Below are 16,491 nucleotides of genomic sequence, written 5' to 3' on the forward strand. Positions count from 1 at the left end.
TATAAAAAATAAATTCTCTCTTAAATCAAGGAGGTCATTTTACATGGCAACAAAGATTGGTATTAATGGTTTCGGTCGTATTGGCCGTAATGTATTCCGCGCAGCATTCAACAACCCTGAGGTAGAAGTTGTAGCTGTAAACGACTTAACAGATGCAGATACTCTTGCTTTCCTTTTGAAGCATGACACTGTTCATGGCAAGTTCACTGGTTCTGTAGAAGTTAAGGAAAATACATTAGTTGTAGATGGCAAAGAAATCAAAGTTTTAGCTGAACGTGATCCAGCACAACTTGGCTGGGGTGACCTAGGTGTAGAAGTTGTTGTTGAATCAACTGGACGTTTCACAAAGCGTGCTGACGCAGCGAAACACTTAGAAGCTGGTGCTAAAAAAGTTATCATTTCTGCTCCTGCTTCAGATGAGGATATCACTGTAGTTCTTGGTGTTAACGAAGAAAAGTACGATGCTGCTAGCCACGATGTTATCTCTAACGCATCTTGCACAACAAACTGTCTTGCACCATTCGCAAAAGTTCTTCACGAAAAATTCGGCGTGAAGCGCGGTATGATGACAACTGTTCACTCATACACAAACGATCAGCAAATTCTAGATCTTCCACATAAAGATCTTCGTCGTGCTCGTGCGGCTGCTGAAAACATCATTCCTACTTCAACTGGTGCTGCAAAAGCGGTATCTCTAGTACTTCCTGAACTAAAAGGAAAACTTAACGGTATGGCAATGCGTGTTCCAACTCCAAACGTATCTCTAGTTGACTTAGTGGTTGAACTAGACAAAGAAGTAACAGTTGACGAAGTAAATGCTGCACTTAAAGCAGAAGCTGAAGGCAACCTTAAAGGAATCCTTGGCTACTCTGAAGAGCCGCTTGTATCAACTGACTACAATGGCGACACTCATTCTTCTACAATCGATGCTCTTTCTACAATGGTTATGGAAGGCAACATGGTTAAAGTTGTATCTTGGTACGATAACGAGACTGGATACTCAAATCGTGTAGTAGATTTAATTGACTATATCGCTAAAAAAGGACTTTAATAGATAGAGAAGAACAATAAGGAGGGGGAGAAGTCATTTTTCAAGGCTTCTACTCCTCTTTCCCATGTATAATCTGGGGTTTGTCATTCTTTTAATCTTTTTGACTGTCAGGAGGTTACTTGTACTTATGAACAAAAAAAGTGTTCGCGACATCGATTTTAAAGGCAAAGTCGTTTTTTGCCGCGTTGATTTCAACGTACCGATGGAAGATGGAAAGATTACGGACGAAACGCGTATTAACGCTGCTCTTCCAACCATCAAATACTTAACAGAGCAAGGTGCAAAAGTTCTTTTAGCAAGCCACTTAGGTCGTCCAAAAGGACAAGTAGTGGAAGAACTTCGTTTAGATCCAGTTGCACAGCGTTTGAGCGATCTTCTTGGAAAAGAAGTTCTAAAAACAGATGAAGCATACGGTGAAGAAGTAGAAAAAGCATTAGCAGACCTTGAAGAAGGCGGCGTAATCCTATTGGAAAACGTTCGTTTCTACCCTGGTGAGGAAAAGAATGACCCTGAACTAGCAGAAAAATTTGCAGCTTTGGCTGATGTTTATGTGAACGATGCTTTCGGAGCAGCTCACCGTGCGCATGCTTCAACAGAAGGAATCGCGAAACATCTTCCTGCTGTATCAGGTTTGTTAATGGAAAAAGAACTTGAAGTGCTTGGAAAAGCTCTATCCAATCCTGACCGTCCGTTCACTGCTATTATTGGCGGTGCAAAAGTTAAGGACAAGATTGACGTTATTGACAATCTTTTAGACAAAGTAGATAACTTGATCATTGGCGGAGGCCTTGGCTACACATTCATTAAGGCTCTAGGTCATGACGTAGGAAAGTCTCTTTTAGAAGAAGACAAGATCGAAACAGCTAAAACATTCATGGAAAAAGCAAAGAAAAACGGTGTAAACCTCATGATTGCTGAAGATGTTTTAGTTGCTGACGATTTTTCAAACGATGCTAATACAAAAAATGTAGACATCGATTCTATTCCTTCTGATTGGGAAGGTCTTGATATCGGTGCGAAAACGATTGAAAAGTACGTAAAGGTTATTAAAGAATCGAAGCTTGTGATATGGAATGGACCGATGGGTGTATTTGAAATTGATGCATTCGCAAACGGTACGCGTTCTATTGCAAACGCGCTTGCAGAATCACCTGACACTTACAGCGTGATCGGCGGCGGAGATTCAGCTGCAGCTGTTGAGAAGTTCGGTCTTGCTGACAAGATGAGCCATATCTCAACAGGTGGCGGAGCTTCCCTTGAGTTCATGGAAGGTAAAGCACTTCCAGGCGTTGAAGCTCTTAACGATCGATAAGGAAAAAAATCAGTTTTACAAGAGTGACAGTTGATTGGAGCGGAAGGTGCGAGACTCCTACGGGACGAGGGTGACAGGTGAGACTCCTAACAGCGCAGAGCGCTAGGAGGCTCACCGCACGCCCCGTGGAAAGCGAGCACCTGGAGCGTAAATCGACCACTTACAAACTCTTTAAAGAGGTGAATTTGAATGCGTAAACCTATTATTGCAGGTAACTGGAAAATGAATAAGACGTTAACAGAAGCACGCAATTTCGTTGAAGAAGTGAAAGGTCTTGTGCCTTCAGCGGAAACGGTTGATTCTGTGATCTGTGCTCCTGCTCTTTTTCTTGACTGTTTAGCAGACGAAGCAGAGGGGACACCTCTTGCGATCGGTGCTCAGAACATGCACTTCGAAGAGAGCGGTGCATTCACAGGTGAAATCAGTCCTGTCATGCTAAAAGATCTAAACGTTCAGTATGTAATTCTTGGCCATTCTGAACGCCGTGAACTTTTTGGCGAAACAGACGAACTGGTTAATCAAAAGACACATGCTGCATTCAAACACGGATTAACTCCGATTGTTTGTGTGGGTGAAACGTTAGAACAGCGTGAGTCGGACAAAACGAAAGATATTGTAAAAGAACAAACGGAAAAAGGACTTCAAGGTCTTTCTGCTGACCAAGTGAAACAAACGGTTATCGCGTATGAGCCTGTTTGGGCGATCGGAACAGGAAAGACAGCATCTTCAGAAGATGCAAATGAAGTATGTGCTTACATCCGCAGTGTTGTGGCAGAGCAATACTCACAAGACGTAGCAGATGCTGTTCGTATTCAATACGGCGGCAGTGTTAAGCCGGATAACATTAAAGAACTAATGAGCATGTCTGATATCGATGGCGCTTTAGTTGGTGGTGCCAGCCTAGAACCGAAATCTTACCTTATGCTGTTGGAGGGCGTTAGCCGATGAGTAAAAAACCGGTAGCTTTAATCATCTTAGACGGCTTTGCTTGCCGTGAGGAAGACAAAGGAAATGCGGTGGCACAAGCGAAAAAGCCCAACTTTGACCGCTACTGGGAAACGTATCCACATGCACAGCTGACTGCTTCTGGAGAAGCGGTTGGACTTCCTGATGGCCAGATGGGAAATTCAGAAGTGGGTCATTTGAACATTGGTGCAGGTCGTATCGTGTATCAAAGTTTAACCCGCGTGAATCTATCGATCAAAGAGGGAGATTTTTACGAAAATCAAACCTTTATCGAAGCCATGGACCATGTAAAGAAGGAAGGGAAAGCTCTTCATATCTTTGGTTTACTTTCTGATGGCGGAATCCACAGCCATATTGATCACATTTTATCTTTGCTTGAACTTGCGAAAAAGCAGAATGTAGAAAAGGTTTATCTGCACGGATTCTTGGACGGGCGCGATGTACCACCTCAATCTGCTAAGGGCTATATTCAAACAACAGTTGATAAAATGAATGAACTCGGTATTGGAGAAATCGCTACATTATCAGGACGCTATTATTCGATGGACCGCGACAAGCGATGGGATCGTGTTGAAAAGTCGTACCGTGCGATGGTCTATGGTGAAGGACCAGATTACAAAGATCCGTTCGAAGTTGTAGAAGATTCTTATAGCAACGGCGTATATGATGAGTTCGTCTTACCATCTGTTCTGAAAAAAGAAAATGGTGAGCCTGTCGCAACTGTTCAAGACGGAGATGCAGTCATCTTCTGTAATTTCCGCCCTGACCGTGCGATCCAGATCTCTCAGGTATTCACGAATGAAGACTTCCGTGGTTTTAACCGCGGTGAAGCGTTCCCAAAAAATCTTCATTTTGTATGCTTAACGCATTTTAGTGAAACAGTAGATGGTGACGTGGCATTCAAGCCGACAAACTTGGATAATACGCTTGGAGAAGTTTTATCGCAACAAAACTATAAACAGCTCCGTATTGCTGAAACGGAAAAATATCCGCATGTTACGTTTTTCTTTAGCGGAGGTCGTGAAGCTGAGTTCCCTGGTGAAACTCGTATATTGATCGACTCACCAAAAGTCGCAACCTATGACTTACAGCCAGAAATGAGTGCTTATGAAGTGACGGATGCGCTTTTAGGAGAGATTGAAGCGGACAAGCATGATGCAATCATCTTAAACTTTGCTAACCCTGATATGGTAGGACACTCTGGAATGCTAGAACCTACGATTAAAGCGGTAGAAACCGTAGATGAGTGTTTAGGGAAAGTTGTAGATGCGATTATTGCAAAAGGTGGAGCAGCGATCATTACAGCTGACCATGGTAACGCCGACGAGGTTATTACGATGGATGGCAACCCGATGACCGCTCACACTACAAACCCTGTACCGGTCATTGTCACTCAAGAGGGAGTAGAGCTGCGCAAGGACGGGATCTTGGCCGATCTTGCACCAACAGTTTTAACGTTATTAGGTGGTAAACAGCCGAAAGAAATGACAGGTAAAACGTTAATTAAATAGTAGCTCTGAAAGCTATTGATTTCAGCTTCGGGTGATTGCTTTCCACGGGAGTGCGATGAGTTCTTACGCATTATGCTATTAGGAGTCACAGCTGTCCCGCTGATCCCGCAGGAGTCACCACCTTACGCTTTAATCAACAAGTTGACGAGGCTTACCTATTTTTAACGCAGCTATATGTTTGAAAACTTTTTATTAAAAGGAGAGAATTTTATGTCAACGATTATTGAAATTTATGCTCGCGAAGTTCTTGACTCTCGCGGTAATCCAACGGTTGAAGTTGAAGTTTACACGGAATCAGGTGCTTTTGGACGCGCAATCGTTCCATCTGGTGCTTCTACTGGTGAATACGAAGCAGTTGAGCTTCGTGATGGCGACAAAGAGCGCTACCTTGGAAAAGGCGTTATGAACGCTGTAAACAACGTAAACGAAAACATCGCTCCAGAACTAATCGGTTTCGATGTATTAGACCAAGTGGGTATCGACCAAACGCTGATCGAGCTTGATGGAACTGAGAACAAAGGCAAGTTAGGGGCTAATGCAATCCTTGGTGTTTCCATGGCTGTTGCACACGCTGCTGCTGACTTCCTAAACGTACCTCTTTACATGTACCTTGGTGGATTCAACTCTAAGACTCTTCCAGTACCAATGATGAACATCCTTAACGGAGGAGAGCACGCGGACAATAACGTTGATATTCAAGAATTCATGGTTATGCCTGTTGGTGCTGAAAACTTCCCTGAAGCACTTCGCATGGGTGCTGAAATCTTCCACAGCCTTAAAGCCGTTCTTAAAGAAAAAGGCCTTAACACAGCTGTAGGTGACGAAGGTGGATTCGCTCCTAACCTTGGTTCAAACGAAGAAGCTCTTCAAACGATCATGGAAGCGATTGAAAAAGCGGGTTACAAGCCTGGTGAAGAAGTTCGTCTTGCTATGGACGTTGCGGCTTCTGAACTATACAAGAAAGAAGACGGCAAATACCATCTTTCTGGTGAAGGTGTTGTTAAATCTTCTGAAGAGATGGTTGCATTCTACGAAGAGCTTGTTAACAAGTATCCAATCGTATCTATCGAAGACGGACTTGATGAAAACGACTGGGATGGCTTTAAGCTATTAACAGAGCGTATTGGTGACCGCGTTCAGCTAGTAGGTGACGACTTGTTCGTTACAAACACAACAAAGCTTTCTGAAGGTATCGAAAAAGGTATCGGTAACTCAATCCTTATCAAAGTGAACCAAATCGGTACATTAACTGAAACATTTGATGCGATCGAAATGGCGAAGCGCGCTGGCTACACAGCTGTAATCTCTCACCGTTCTGGTGAATCAGAAGACAGCACGATCGCTGACATCGCTGTTGCAACAAATGCTGGTCAGATCAAAACAGGTGCTCCTTCACGTACAGACCGTGTTGCTAAGTACAACCAGCTTCTTCGCATCGAAGACGAGCTAGGCAACCTTGCTGTATACCCAGGAATGAGCGCATTCTACAACCTTAAGAAGTAAGTAGTACAAAAGTAGGGGTCTGACCCCAAACAAAGACAAACCGCCATTTTGTCTTTCTGACAAAGACAGCCCCCGGATAGGCGCCTCAGAGCCGCATCCGGGGGCTGTCTTCTTTTAAAACTGATAACGGAGAATCTGACATTAAGAACCTGTCGAACCAACTAAAAACCCTGCTGCTTATCGAGAGCGGTCATTAGAATGAAGGATTGTAACAATGAGCATTGAGAAACTAATCATCAGTGACATCGTTTCAAAAACAGTCATTTTTGATCCCTCCAATCTTGTTACCCTTAAGATTTGTAAAAGCGGGGTTGTCCTATACGGTACAAATTAAAAATTTTGAAAATAGTAAGACGGATAAACGATTCTATCTTTCAACCAGACCCTATACTCATATTCCTTCTCTTTTGATCTGTTATCATATAAAATGCTAGTAACAAGTTATTGTTTTTGTACGGGGGAACTAGAATGAAACAAAGCTTATATATACGAATAGAAGCAGGGGATCCTTACGATACGGGGAGTTTGATTCCGCTTAAGCCTGAAGGTGAGTATCTAACCATTGGAAGGTCCGCGCATACCCATGAGACGGATATCTCACTGCTAAGTCCATATGTTTCACGCAATCATGCTGAAATCTTTATACAAGACGGCAAATCTTTTATTCGAGATTTGGATTCAAAACATGGGACTGAGCTGAATCAGGTTAAACTCGATCCGAATGTTCCAAAAGAGATACATTCAGGTGATGTGATCAGCCTGGCAAAAGGGGTAGTTCTGTTAACCTATTTGAATACCGAAACAGAAGAATCCGAATTGACGATGGAGTTTACCTCTCCCATTGAACCGCCTGAAAAGAAGATCACGAACGGGCTCCATATCATTCCAGAGCGACGTCAGATATCGATCGATGGTGAGCCTTTATTTCTATCAGGAAAACACACTGATCTCCTCGTGCTCCTCTATAGAAAAAAGAATCAGGCCGTTAGCAGTGATGAGATTAAGATCCAAATCTGGCCTGAAAGAATGGTAGCCGGATCGAATGCACTGCCTGATGTAGGGAAAGATGAGATCAATGCACTAGTCTATCGTTTGCGAAAAAAATTAGGCAGTTATGGTGACGCTATCGTTACCGTTCCGCGATACGGATATATGCTGCAAATTAAATAAGTAACGAGTTTGTAAAAGCCTGCATAAGTTAATCACTGATGCAGGCTTTTTTAAATCTTTTACTATCGATCATTACCGACGGGAAAAGAGGATAATTTTCAGAAAATTATCATGTTCGTATGATAGAAGAATCATGCAAAAGCCATTTTAGTGCTGACGTAAAGAGAGTAAATTAATTAAAAGGGAAAAACCCTTTAATGATTAATGTTTCTTCCAAATAGGTGTGGTGAACTAAAAATGAGGGTAGAGGAAACTATACAGCATCGAAGAGATAGGGCATTTCGTTTTCATTTGTATTTTGGATTTATTATTCTTTTATTTATTATCTTAATTTACAGGACGTATGACCTGCAGATTATTAACGGCGAAAAAGCCCGTATTCAATCAGAAAACTATGAAGATGTTGTAATAAAGAAGTCCATATTCAACGACAACTATTATTCCTCACAGAAGGACACACCATCAGGAGCAGACATAAAACAATCAAAAGATTAGTAAAATGAATATGGGGGATGTCCCCATAATGCGAAGAGGGGATGTTTATGATGCAACCACTTAAACAAGAATCTTCGGATGGTGCAGCAATTAAACAAGAAAAATTGAATCCAATCAGCTTTGTTGGAAAAGTAAAAGAAGTAAAAGGGAATTCATTTACGATCCACCATAAAAAAACGGTGATGAGAGTACAATTAGATTCCAATACAGAGCTTCTTGACGGAGATAAGACACTTGATATTGCGCCAGATGAAGCTGTTCAGCCTGGAGTTAAAGTCCAAATCGTGGGACTTCTGAACAAAAGGCTCAACCTCATAAAAGCTGTCCGGCTTTATATTTTCCATAAGGAATTTGATATCAACTATTTCGGTGCGAATTAAGTAAGAAGGTTCAGAAAAAAACTTTTGCCTCGTCCCTTCCACTATGATACATTTATAGTAATGTAACGTGGAACGGTGGAGGTGTAACATTCATGCTAACAGCAGTAAAAATCCTTCTTATTTTAGTATCACTATCTTTAATTGTTGTCGTTGTTCTTCAATCAGGTCGTTCGGCCGGATTATCTGGAGCGATAACAGGTGGAGCTGAGCAGCTTTTTGGTAAACAAAAAGCACGCGGTATTGATGCATTGCTTAGTAAGCTTACAGTGATTCTTGCAGTTTTATTTTTCATTTTAACCATTTCAGTAGCGTATTTCTTACCTACAAATTAATCCGTACTTAAAGACAGCAGGCGAAACATCGCTTGTTGTTTTTTTATGCTCAAATCGTTGCTTACCATTTTGAATATTGATTGTGATATGATTTGATACGTACATAAAAGGGTAATCTAAAGTCAAAAAGGTGGTAGCATGATCGGTTGTCTTTGTTTGCATGGTTTTACTGGCGGCCCATATGAGATCGAGCCCATTACAGAATATCTGCAGAAACATACCGATTGGATGATTTCTGCTCCGACTTATCCAGGGCACGGATCAGAGCTTTCGTTAAAAGGGAAAACACATACAGAATGGTTGGAAGAAGCAGAAAAGGCTTATTTAGAACTTCGTAAAAAAGTCGATAAAATCTACATTGTTGGATTTTCAATGGGCGGAATGATCGCGGGTTATCTCGCGTCCAAATATGGCTGTGACAAATTGATCTTATTAAATGCAAGTGCTTATTATCTAAACCCTGGCCAGATGATTAAAGATATAGCGAATATGATGATATCGGGATTCAGTGGTCAGTTAAAAGATCATGAGCTTTATAAAAGGTATAAAAAGAAACTGATTGATACCCCTCTAAGTGCAACAAGGGAATTTCGTAAGCTGGTAAAGCTGCTTAGACCAGAACTAGCACAGATCTCAGCACCTACGTTGATCGTCCAAGGAGAATGTGATGGACTTGTACCGAGAAAGAGTGCCGAGTATTTATATGGGACGATTGCAGCATCCAATAAACGAATCTGCTATTTTAAAGAATCGAAACACATGATTTGTCATGATGTTGAAAAAGATCAGCTGATCGATGAGGTTTATCAATTTTTAATGAATGAATAGGAGAGAAACAGCATGAAAATTACAGCACCAAAACCGTTTTTCTTTGAAGGAGGAAAACGGGCGGTCCTGATGCTGCACGGATTTACAGGCAGTTCAGCCGACGTAAGAATGATGGGGAGATTCCTTCAAAAGAAAGGCTACACATGTCACGCGCCACAATATAAAGGACACGCGGTTCCACCTGAAGAACTCGTTCATACGGGTCCAGATGACTGGTGGCAAGATGTTATCGGAGGCTACAATCACTTAAAAGAAAAAGGTTTTGACGAAGTTGCAGTTGTCGGGCTTTCGCTTGGGGGGGTATTCTCCTTAAAACTTGCAACAGAATATCCTGTAAAGGGTGTTGTCCCAATGTGTGCGCCTATGTACATCAAAAGCGAGGAAGTGATGTATAAAGGGGTTTGTGAGTACGCGGAAGAATATAAAAAGAGGGAACAAAAATCGCCTGAACAAATTAAACAAGAAATGGAAGAGTTTAAGAAGACACCAATGAACACACTAAAAGCGCTCCAAGAGTTGCTTCAAAGTGTTAGAAATTCGGTCGATCTTGTATACGCACCTATATTTATTGTGCAGGCTAGACATGATGAAATGATTAATACAGATTCTGCAAATATTATTTATAACGAAGTTGAAAGTGAAAAGAAGGATTTAAAGTGGTATGAACATTCAACACACGTTATTACATTAGATAAGGAAAAAGAACAATTGCATGAAGATGTTTATGCATTCTTAGAAGATCTGGACTGGTCTGAATAGAATCTTTTCCTTAAAAAAGGAGGTCAGTTTTTGGATAAACAGCAAATACTCCAGCTTATGAAAGAGTCGGAAAAACCGATGACAGTAACCGAGATTGAAGAAGCCCTTCAACTTCCGGACGCTGATGCTTTCAAGGAACTGGTTTTAACACTAAACCAACTAGAAGATGAAGGTTCAGTCGTAAGAACACGGACGAATCGCTATGGACTTCCAGAAAAAATGAGTCTGATTAAAGGACGCGTACAAGGACATGCCAAAGGGTTTGCCTTTTTAATAGCTGAAGACAGTGAACAAAAAGATGTTTATATCTCACAGTCTGATATGAATGGCGCGATGAGCGGGGACACCGTTTTAGTTCGTTTGAACAATACTTCTTCCGGATCACGCCCAGAAGGAACGATCATCCGCATTTTAGAACGAGGCGTAACGGAAGTAGTCGGTACATTCCAAGAAAGCCGTAAATTTGGTTTTGTGGTGGCTGACGACAAAAGGATTCCAAACGATATCTTTATTCCAGCAGAAGGTGTGAATGGAGCGGTAGAAGGACATAAAGTCGTTGTTAAGATCACGAAATATCCTGAAGGCCGAAACAGCGCTGAAGGGGAGATCATCCATATTATCGGTCATAAAAATGATCCGGGTGTAGATATAATCTCGGTTATTTTTAAACATGGACTGCCAAGGGAATTCCCGGAAGAAGCATTGGAGCAGGCACATAATACACCAGATGAGATCGATCCGAAAGACATTGAAGGACGCCGTGATCTTCGTAATGAAACGATCGTTACGATTGATGGAGCGGACGCAAAAGACTTGGATGACGCCGTTCATGTTATAAAACTCCCGAACGGTCACTATAAACTTGGCGTTCACATTGCTGATGTTACCCATTATGTAACAGAAGACTCATCAATTGATCAAGAAGCGCGTGAACGTGGTACAAGTGTGTATTTGGTAGACCGAGTGATCCCGATGATTCCACACCGCCTTTCAAACGGAATCTGTTCGTTAAACCCGAAAGTTGACCGTTTAACGATTTCTTGTGAGATGGAGATCAATCAAGACGGGGATGTCGTTAAACACGAAATCTTTCCGAGCGTTATAAAAACAACTGAACGCATGACCTATACAGATGTGAGAAAAATCTTACAAGACGAAGATGAAGAAGTTACAAAACGCTACGAGCCTTTAATTCCGTTCTTTAAACTGATGGGTGAACTGGCAGAAATTCTTCGTAAAAAACGTTTTGCTCGTGGAGCGATTGACTTTGATTTTTCAGAAGCAAAAGTGATTGTAGATGAAAATAGCAATCCTCAGGATGTTGTTCTGCGTGAGCGATCAGTGGCGGAAAAGCTGATCGAGGAGTTTATGCTTTGTGCGAATGAAACGATTGCGCAGCATTTCCATGAGTTAGAGCTTCCGTTCATGTACCGTATTCACGAAGATCCGGATGAGGGTAAGCTAGAACGCTTCTTAGAATTTATCGGGATGTTCGGATATGCGTTAAAGGGTACTCCAAGTGATATTCATCCGCGCAGTCTTCAGCAGCTTCTTGAAACAGTTAGAGGCGAACCAGAAGAGATGGTTATCAGTAAGATCATGCTTCGTTCCATGAAGCAAGCAAAATACGATCATATGTCACTTGGTCACTACGGCTTGGCTACTGAATTCTATACCCATTTCACTTCTCCGATCCGCCGTTATCCGGACTTGATCGTTCACAGATTGATTCGAACGTATTTGTTCGAAAAAGATACCAGTCCAAAAACGATCAGCCATTGGAAAGCAGAGCTGCCAACGATCGCGAAACACTCATCTGCTATGGAACGACGTGCAGTCGATGCCGAACGTGAGACGGACGAACTGAAAAAAGCTCAGTTTATGGTTGATAAGATTGGGGAAGAGTTTGATGGAGTTATCAGTTCCGTTACGAATTTCGGTCTTTTTGTTGAACTGCCGAATACGATTGAAGGTCTTGTCCATGTCAGCTACTTAACAGACGATTATTACCGATTTGATGAGAAGTTCATGGCTATGATCGGAGAGCGTACAGGGAACGTGTTCCGAATCGGTGACGAGATCTCAATTCGTGTTGTAAACGTCAACGTGGATGAACGTGCGGTTGATTTTGAGATCGTAGGTATGAAAGGTACACCACGAAAGCGGCATAAAGATCGCCAACAGGTGATCGATATCGGTGATACACCGAAACGTGGTCGAGGAAGACGCAGCAAGAATCGAAGTAATGAGTCTGATCGATCCAGCGGACCGCAGGATTCCAAAAAAGGCAAGAAGAAGCCATTTTATAAGCCTGTAGCTAAGAAGGGTAAGAAAAAGAAGAAATAATGGATAGTGATGATCAAGGTTCATCAGGAGTGGTGAACCTTGACGTTATTTGACCAAATTGATATAATTAGAGTTCACTTGCTGTGGGGAGGATTGAGTTTATATGCCAAAAGGGGAAGGGAAAGTAGTCGCACAAAATAAGAAAGCGCGGCACGATTACCATGTCGAAGAAACATTTGAAGCTGGAATTGTCCTTCAGGGCACAGAGATAAAATCCATTCGCGCAGGACGTGCAAACCTTAAAGATTCATTTGCCCGTGTGCAAAACGGCGAGTTGTTCTTACACAACATGCATATCAGCACGTATGAGCAAGGAAATCGCTACAATCATGATCCGCTTCGTACCCGTAAATTACTTTTGCATCGTAAGGAAATTAATAAGCTATTAGGTGCAACAAAAGAACAAGGGTATTCAATCGTACCTTTAAAGATGTACCTTAAAAATGGTTTTGCTAAGCTGTTAATTGGTCTAGCAAAAGGGAAGAAGCATTATGATAAGCGTGATGATCTGAAAAAGAAAGATGCAAAACGAGAAATCGAGCGTGCCTTTCGCGATCGTCAAAAAGTTTAGATTGGGTATTCTTACAGGAACTTACAATTGAGACGATGATGTAAAAATGTTATACTGAGTACACAAGTGAATAAGAGCAATAAGCTTTTATCTCTTTCCGTGGTTTTAGCAGAATTAAATTTCTGCAATCCATTATTATAATGGGGACGTTACGGATTCGACAGGGGTAGTTTGAGCTTAAGTTGCGAGTCGAGGGGGTCGGCCTCGTTAAAACGCCAAAGCCAATAACTGGCAAAACAAACAACAACTTAGCTTTAGCTGCGTAATAGCACTTTAGCTGTTCCTCCCTCCATCGCCCATGTGGTAGGGTAAGGGACTCACTCTTAGTGGGCTACGCCGGTTGTCCTCCGCCTGAGGACGATGGAAGAGAATAATCAGGCTAGCGATCTGGACGCCTGTCGGCTGGCAGATGGATTCTTGAAACACGAATAAACCGAATACACTCGTAGAAGCTTAAGTGCCAATATCTCTGGACGTGGGTTCGATTAGGATTAGTCGCCTTATGTGGTAACACATAAGTGAAAATCCGGCTTTATCGGTGAAACCTAACCAGTGAATACTTCACTGCAAGGCGATGCCGAGTGGTATGTGGAGCAATCCAACAGCCATGTATCGACTTATAGGCTGCCAAAGTTATGGTAGTACTAGGATACGAAATTCTGCTTGGATACCAAGTAAATCTATATTTCGTATAATACGCCGGGGGACCTGATAAGCAGGTTCAAGATATAGTCAGTGCCATGACGAAAGCATGGAACAACATGTCCCACCGTCTCCACCAATACATAGGTGGATACAGACCAACACATTTGTTGGTCTTTTTTTATTTGTCCCAAAATACCCCCTACTTTTGATAGTTCCTTTTCAGGTTCATTAAAGTCCCCTCCGTATCATGGAAATCGAGAAACCTTAAGCGGAATCAACTTCCTTCGTAAATATAAACGAATGTAATTTAATGATAGACAACTAAACAATTGACTTAATTCCTGAAAATATAGACAAGTAACCATGCCTTTTAGAGCTGTGCTACATATAATACATGGACAAGAGATGTCAATAATTTTATTTTCAGGAGGAAGTTTTTTGAGTTGCAAAAAGAATAAACTCTCAGCCCGAGAGGTCGCACAGTTTATATGTAAACGTGTCATTGCAAACGAAGGATTCGATGATATAGAAATAGAGGGTAAACTTGTCTGTGTAGGTAGGGATTTTATCGCGATCAAAACAGATGAAAGAGAAGTATTCTATTTACCTCTAAACAATGTAAGAAACCTCGCAGTTGTATCGGACAAATGCTGTGACAATCATCGTAGAAAAGTATGTAATGATACTTTCCGTGGGATTTTAAAGAAATTAATCAATTGCAGAGTAAGGGTTAATGACGGTGGCGAAGAAGAAATCGAAGGGATTCTTACCGCAGTAAACCGAACATCCATTCAAATCGTAGAAGAAGAAACATTAAATATCGTAACGATACCGATTGGCGCTATTAACTTTATTGTTCAAGCGGGCGAATTAGGAGATCACGAAAGCAGCAACTGCAGAATTTTATGCTGTAGAAAAGAAGATCCATGCGGGAAAAAGAAAGACAAGTGTTGTAAAAAGAAAGATGACTGCTGCAAAAAGAAAGATGACTGCAAAAAGGAATCTCCTGTATGCTGCAAAAAAGAAGAGTCATCTTCTAGCTTTGAGTTCTGGTGTAAAAAAGAATCTTCTAGTTCATCAAACATTTGTTGCAAAGAATCATCCTCACGTCACCATATTTGTTGTAAAAAAGAAAAGAAAAAACATTGTGATGATTTAGAATCAAGAGGCTGGTTTAGACTTTAATAGGTATACCCTGTTTTTCAAAAACAGGGTATTTTTTTACATATCTTTCTTTTCCGAAGTAATAATTTGCTTATTTCTTCCCATCCTAAACGTATAGGACGGTGATTATGTTGGATTTATTGAAAGAGTTAACAGAAACGAATGGGGCACCTGGTTTTGAGAAAGCAATCAGAGCGATTATGAAACGAGAGATTGAAAAAACGGGAGCCAACTTGGTTACTGATCATTTAGGAAGTATTTTTGGAGAGAAAAAGGGATCGACAGCGGATGGCCCTAAGATTCTTCTAGCGGGGCATATGGACGAAGTAGGCTTTATGGTTAGTGAGGTAACAGAGAATGGTTACCTTCGCTTTGTTCCGTTAGGGGGCTGGTGGTCTCAAGTGCTTTTGGCACAGCGCGTGCATGTACAGACAAAAGATAAAACATATACAGGAGTCGTTGGTTCAAAAGCTCCTCATATTCTTCAGCCTGAAGAACGCAAAAAAGTGTACCCGATGAAAGAGATGTTTATTGATATCGGAGCAAATGATAAGGATCAAGTGAAAGAATGGGGGATTAAAGTAGGTGATCCTATCCTGCCCATTTGTCCATTTGAACTTATGCCGAATAATGATACCATTCTTGCTAAAGCCCTAGATAACCGTGCGGGTTGCTATACCGCACTTAACGTACTGAAGCAGCTTCAAGACGCAGAACATCCTAATACGGTATATTGCGGAGCTACTGTACAAGAAGAAGTCGGCTTAAGAGGAGCAATCACAGCACCTTATATTATGGAACCTGATGTTGCTATAGCTCTTGATGTAGGTGTGGCTGAAGATGGTCCCGGCGGCAATGCCAATAAAGCTAAATTAGGAAAAGGACCACTGATTACATTCTTAGATTCATCCATGATTCCACACACGGCGTTTCGTGATCTTATTATTGAGGTAGCGGAGAAAAATAATATCCCGTATCAAGTGGATGTGATGCTGGGTGGAGGAACGGACGCAGGTAAATTTCATCTCTTTAAAAAAGGTATTCCTAGTATCGTAGTAGGTGTGGCTGCACGCTACATACACAGTCATACATCCATGATCAGTAAAAGCGATTTAGAGAACAGTGCAAAATTAGTTGTTGAACTTGTTAAGGCTCTTGATAAAGATAAACTTCATTCACTTTTGGATTATTAACAGAAGAAAGCCCCGTCAGAAGGTCTGACGGGGTTTCAATTATTTTTTAATAACCGCTGAATCTGCGGTTCCATTCATCGTATTCGCGTTCCGCGTCTTCTCTTGTTTTACCATGTCGTTCTTGAATCTTACCGATCATTTTCTCACGATCGCCTTGTGCTTGATCATAATCGTCATCGGTTAAGTTTCCCCACTGTTTCTTTGCTTCGCCTTTGAGCTGTTTCCACTTGCCTTCCATTGTATCGTGTTTCATCTTGAATCATCC

The 16,491-nt window shown here is 41.6% G+C and carries 17 protein-coding genes and 1 other RNA gene; 16 read left to right on the forward strand and 2 right to left on the reverse strand.

Features of this window, described 5'->3' with window-relative positions; all coding sequences use genetic code 11:
- Positions 1 to 43 precede the first annotated feature (43 nt).
- The 5 genes from gap to eno all read left to right on the forward strand — a co-directional run bounded on the left by gap (position 44) and on the right by eno (position 6,343).
- A complete protein-coding gene (gene gap / locus M3206_RS07600; RefSeq protein WP_251311918.1) occupies positions 44 to 1,051 on the forward strand; it encodes a type I glyceraldehyde-3-phosphate dehydrogenase in 1,008 nt (335 codons plus the stop codon).
- 127 nt (positions 1,052 to 1,178) lie between these two features.
- The gene (locus tag M3206_RS07605; RefSeq protein WP_251311919.1) at positions 1,179 to 2,363 is read left to right on the forward strand and encodes a phosphoglycerate kinase; all 1,185 of its coding nucleotides are present in this window, start codon (positions 1,179 to 1,181) and stop codon (positions 2,361 to 2,363) included.
- A gap of 189 nt (positions 2,364 to 2,552) precedes the next feature.
- Entirely contained in the window at positions 2,553 to 3,311 is a 759-nt protein-coding gene (tpiA, locus tag M3206_RS07610; RefSeq protein ID WP_251311920.1) for a triose-phosphate isomerase, read from the forward strand.
- On the forward strand, positions 3,308 to 4,840 hold the full coding sequence (gene gpmI, locus M3206_RS07615; RefSeq protein ID WP_251311921.1) for a 2,3-bisphosphoglycerate-independent phosphoglycerate mutase: 1,533 nt from the start codon (positions 3,308 to 3,310) through the stop codon (positions 4,838 to 4,840). Before tpiA ends, gpmI begins: the two co-directional genes overlap by 4 nt.
- 210 nt (positions 4,841 to 5,050) lie before the next feature.
- Complete coding sequence (eno, locus tag M3206_RS07620) at positions 5,051 to 6,343, forward strand: phosphopyruvate hydratase (protein ID WP_251311922.1); 1,293 nt, start codon at positions 5,051 to 5,053, stop codon at positions 6,341 to 6,343.
- A 177-nt stretch (positions 6,344 to 6,520) separates the two neighbouring features.
- Here eno and M3206_RS19185 read toward each other — a convergent pair whose 3' ends face one another.
- Positions 6,521 to 6,607, reverse strand: coding sequence for a putative holin-like toxin (locus tag M3206_RS19185; protein ID WP_425590716.1), 87 nt, complete (start codon positions 6,605 to 6,607; stop codon positions 6,521 to 6,523).
- Positions 6,608 to 6,811: 204 nt separating this feature from the next.
- Here M3206_RS19185 and M3206_RS07625 point away from each other — a divergent pair, with 204 nt between their 5' ends.
- From M3206_RS07625 to M3206_RS07675, 11 genes are all read left to right on the forward strand, one after another.
- Complete coding sequence (locus M3206_RS07625; protein ID WP_251311923.1) at positions 6,812 to 7,513, forward strand: FHA domain-containing protein; 702 nt, start codon at positions 6,812 to 6,814, stop codon at positions 7,511 to 7,513.
- Between the two features lie 237 nt (positions 7,514 to 7,750).
- Positions 7,751 to 8,008, forward strand: coding sequence for a hypothetical protein (locus M3206_RS07630; RefSeq protein WP_251311924.1), 258 nt, complete (start codon positions 7,751 to 7,753; stop codon positions 8,006 to 8,008).
- A 47-nt stretch (positions 8,009 to 8,055) separates the two neighbouring features.
- The gene (locus M3206_RS07635; RefSeq protein ID WP_251311925.1) at positions 8,056 to 8,388 is read left to right on the forward strand and encodes a hypothetical protein; all 333 of its coding nucleotides are present in this window, start codon (positions 8,056 to 8,058) and stop codon (positions 8,386 to 8,388) included.
- 92 nt (positions 8,389 to 8,480) lie between these two features.
- On the forward strand, positions 8,481 to 8,720 hold the full coding sequence (secG, locus tag M3206_RS07640; RefSeq protein ID WP_251311926.1) for a preprotein translocase subunit SecG: 240 nt from the start codon (positions 8,481 to 8,483) through the stop codon (positions 8,718 to 8,720).
- A gap of 138 nt (positions 8,721 to 8,858) precedes the next feature.
- Positions 8,859 to 9,548, forward strand: a complete 690-nt coding sequence (locus M3206_RS07645; RefSeq protein ID WP_251311927.1) for an alpha/beta hydrolase — start codon at positions 8,859 to 8,861, stop codon at positions 9,546 to 9,548.
- Positions 9,549 to 9,560: 12 nt separating this feature from the next.
- Positions 9,561 to 10,307, forward strand: a complete 747-nt coding sequence (locus M3206_RS07650) for an alpha/beta hydrolase (RefSeq protein WP_251311928.1) — start codon at positions 9,561 to 9,563, stop codon at positions 10,305 to 10,307.
- 30 nt (positions 10,308 to 10,337) lie between these two features.
- Positions 10,338 to 12,653 carry a ribonuclease R gene (gene rnr, locus M3206_RS07655; protein ID WP_285876829.1) on the forward strand — a complete coding sequence of 772 codons (2,316 nt, stop codon included), beginning with the start codon at positions 10,338 to 10,340 and terminating at the stop codon, positions 12,651 to 12,653.
- A 103-nt stretch (positions 12,654 to 12,756) separates the two neighbouring features.
- Positions 12,757 to 13,224, forward strand: coding sequence for an SsrA-binding protein SmpB (gene smpB / locus M3206_RS07660; protein WP_066292503.1), 468 nt, complete (start codon positions 12,757 to 12,759; stop codon positions 13,222 to 13,224).
- A 150-nt stretch (positions 13,225 to 13,374) separates the two neighbouring features.
- Positions 13,375 to 13,712: a transfer-messenger RNA gene (gene ssrA, locus M3206_RS07665) on the forward strand.
- Between the two features lie 595 nt (positions 13,713 to 14,307).
- Positions 14,308 to 15,054, forward strand: coding sequence for a hypothetical protein (locus M3206_RS07670; RefSeq protein WP_251311929.1), 747 nt, complete (start codon positions 14,308 to 14,310; stop codon positions 15,052 to 15,054).
- Positions 15,055 to 15,161: 107 nt separating this feature from the next.
- Positions 15,162 to 16,226 carry a M42 family metallopeptidase gene (locus M3206_RS07675; RefSeq protein ID WP_251311930.1) on the forward strand — a complete coding sequence of 355 codons (1,065 nt, stop codon included), beginning with the start codon at positions 15,162 to 15,164 and terminating at the stop codon, positions 16,224 to 16,226.
- A gap of 46 nt (positions 16,227 to 16,272) precedes the next feature.
- Here the strand turns inward: M3206_RS07675 and M3206_RS07680 are convergent, their stop codons facing one another.
- Complete coding sequence (locus M3206_RS07680; protein ID WP_251311931.1) at positions 16,273 to 16,479, reverse strand: CsbD family protein; 207 nt, start codon at positions 16,477 to 16,479, stop codon at positions 16,273 to 16,275.
- Positions 16,480 to 16,491 lie beyond the last annotated feature (12 nt).

Origin of the sequence: Fictibacillus phosphorivorans, from assembly GCF_023715845.1 — a bacterium.
Taxonomy (GTDB): domain Bacteria; phylum Bacillota; class Bacilli; order Bacillales; family Fictibacillaceae; genus Fictibacillus; species Fictibacillus phosphorivorans_D.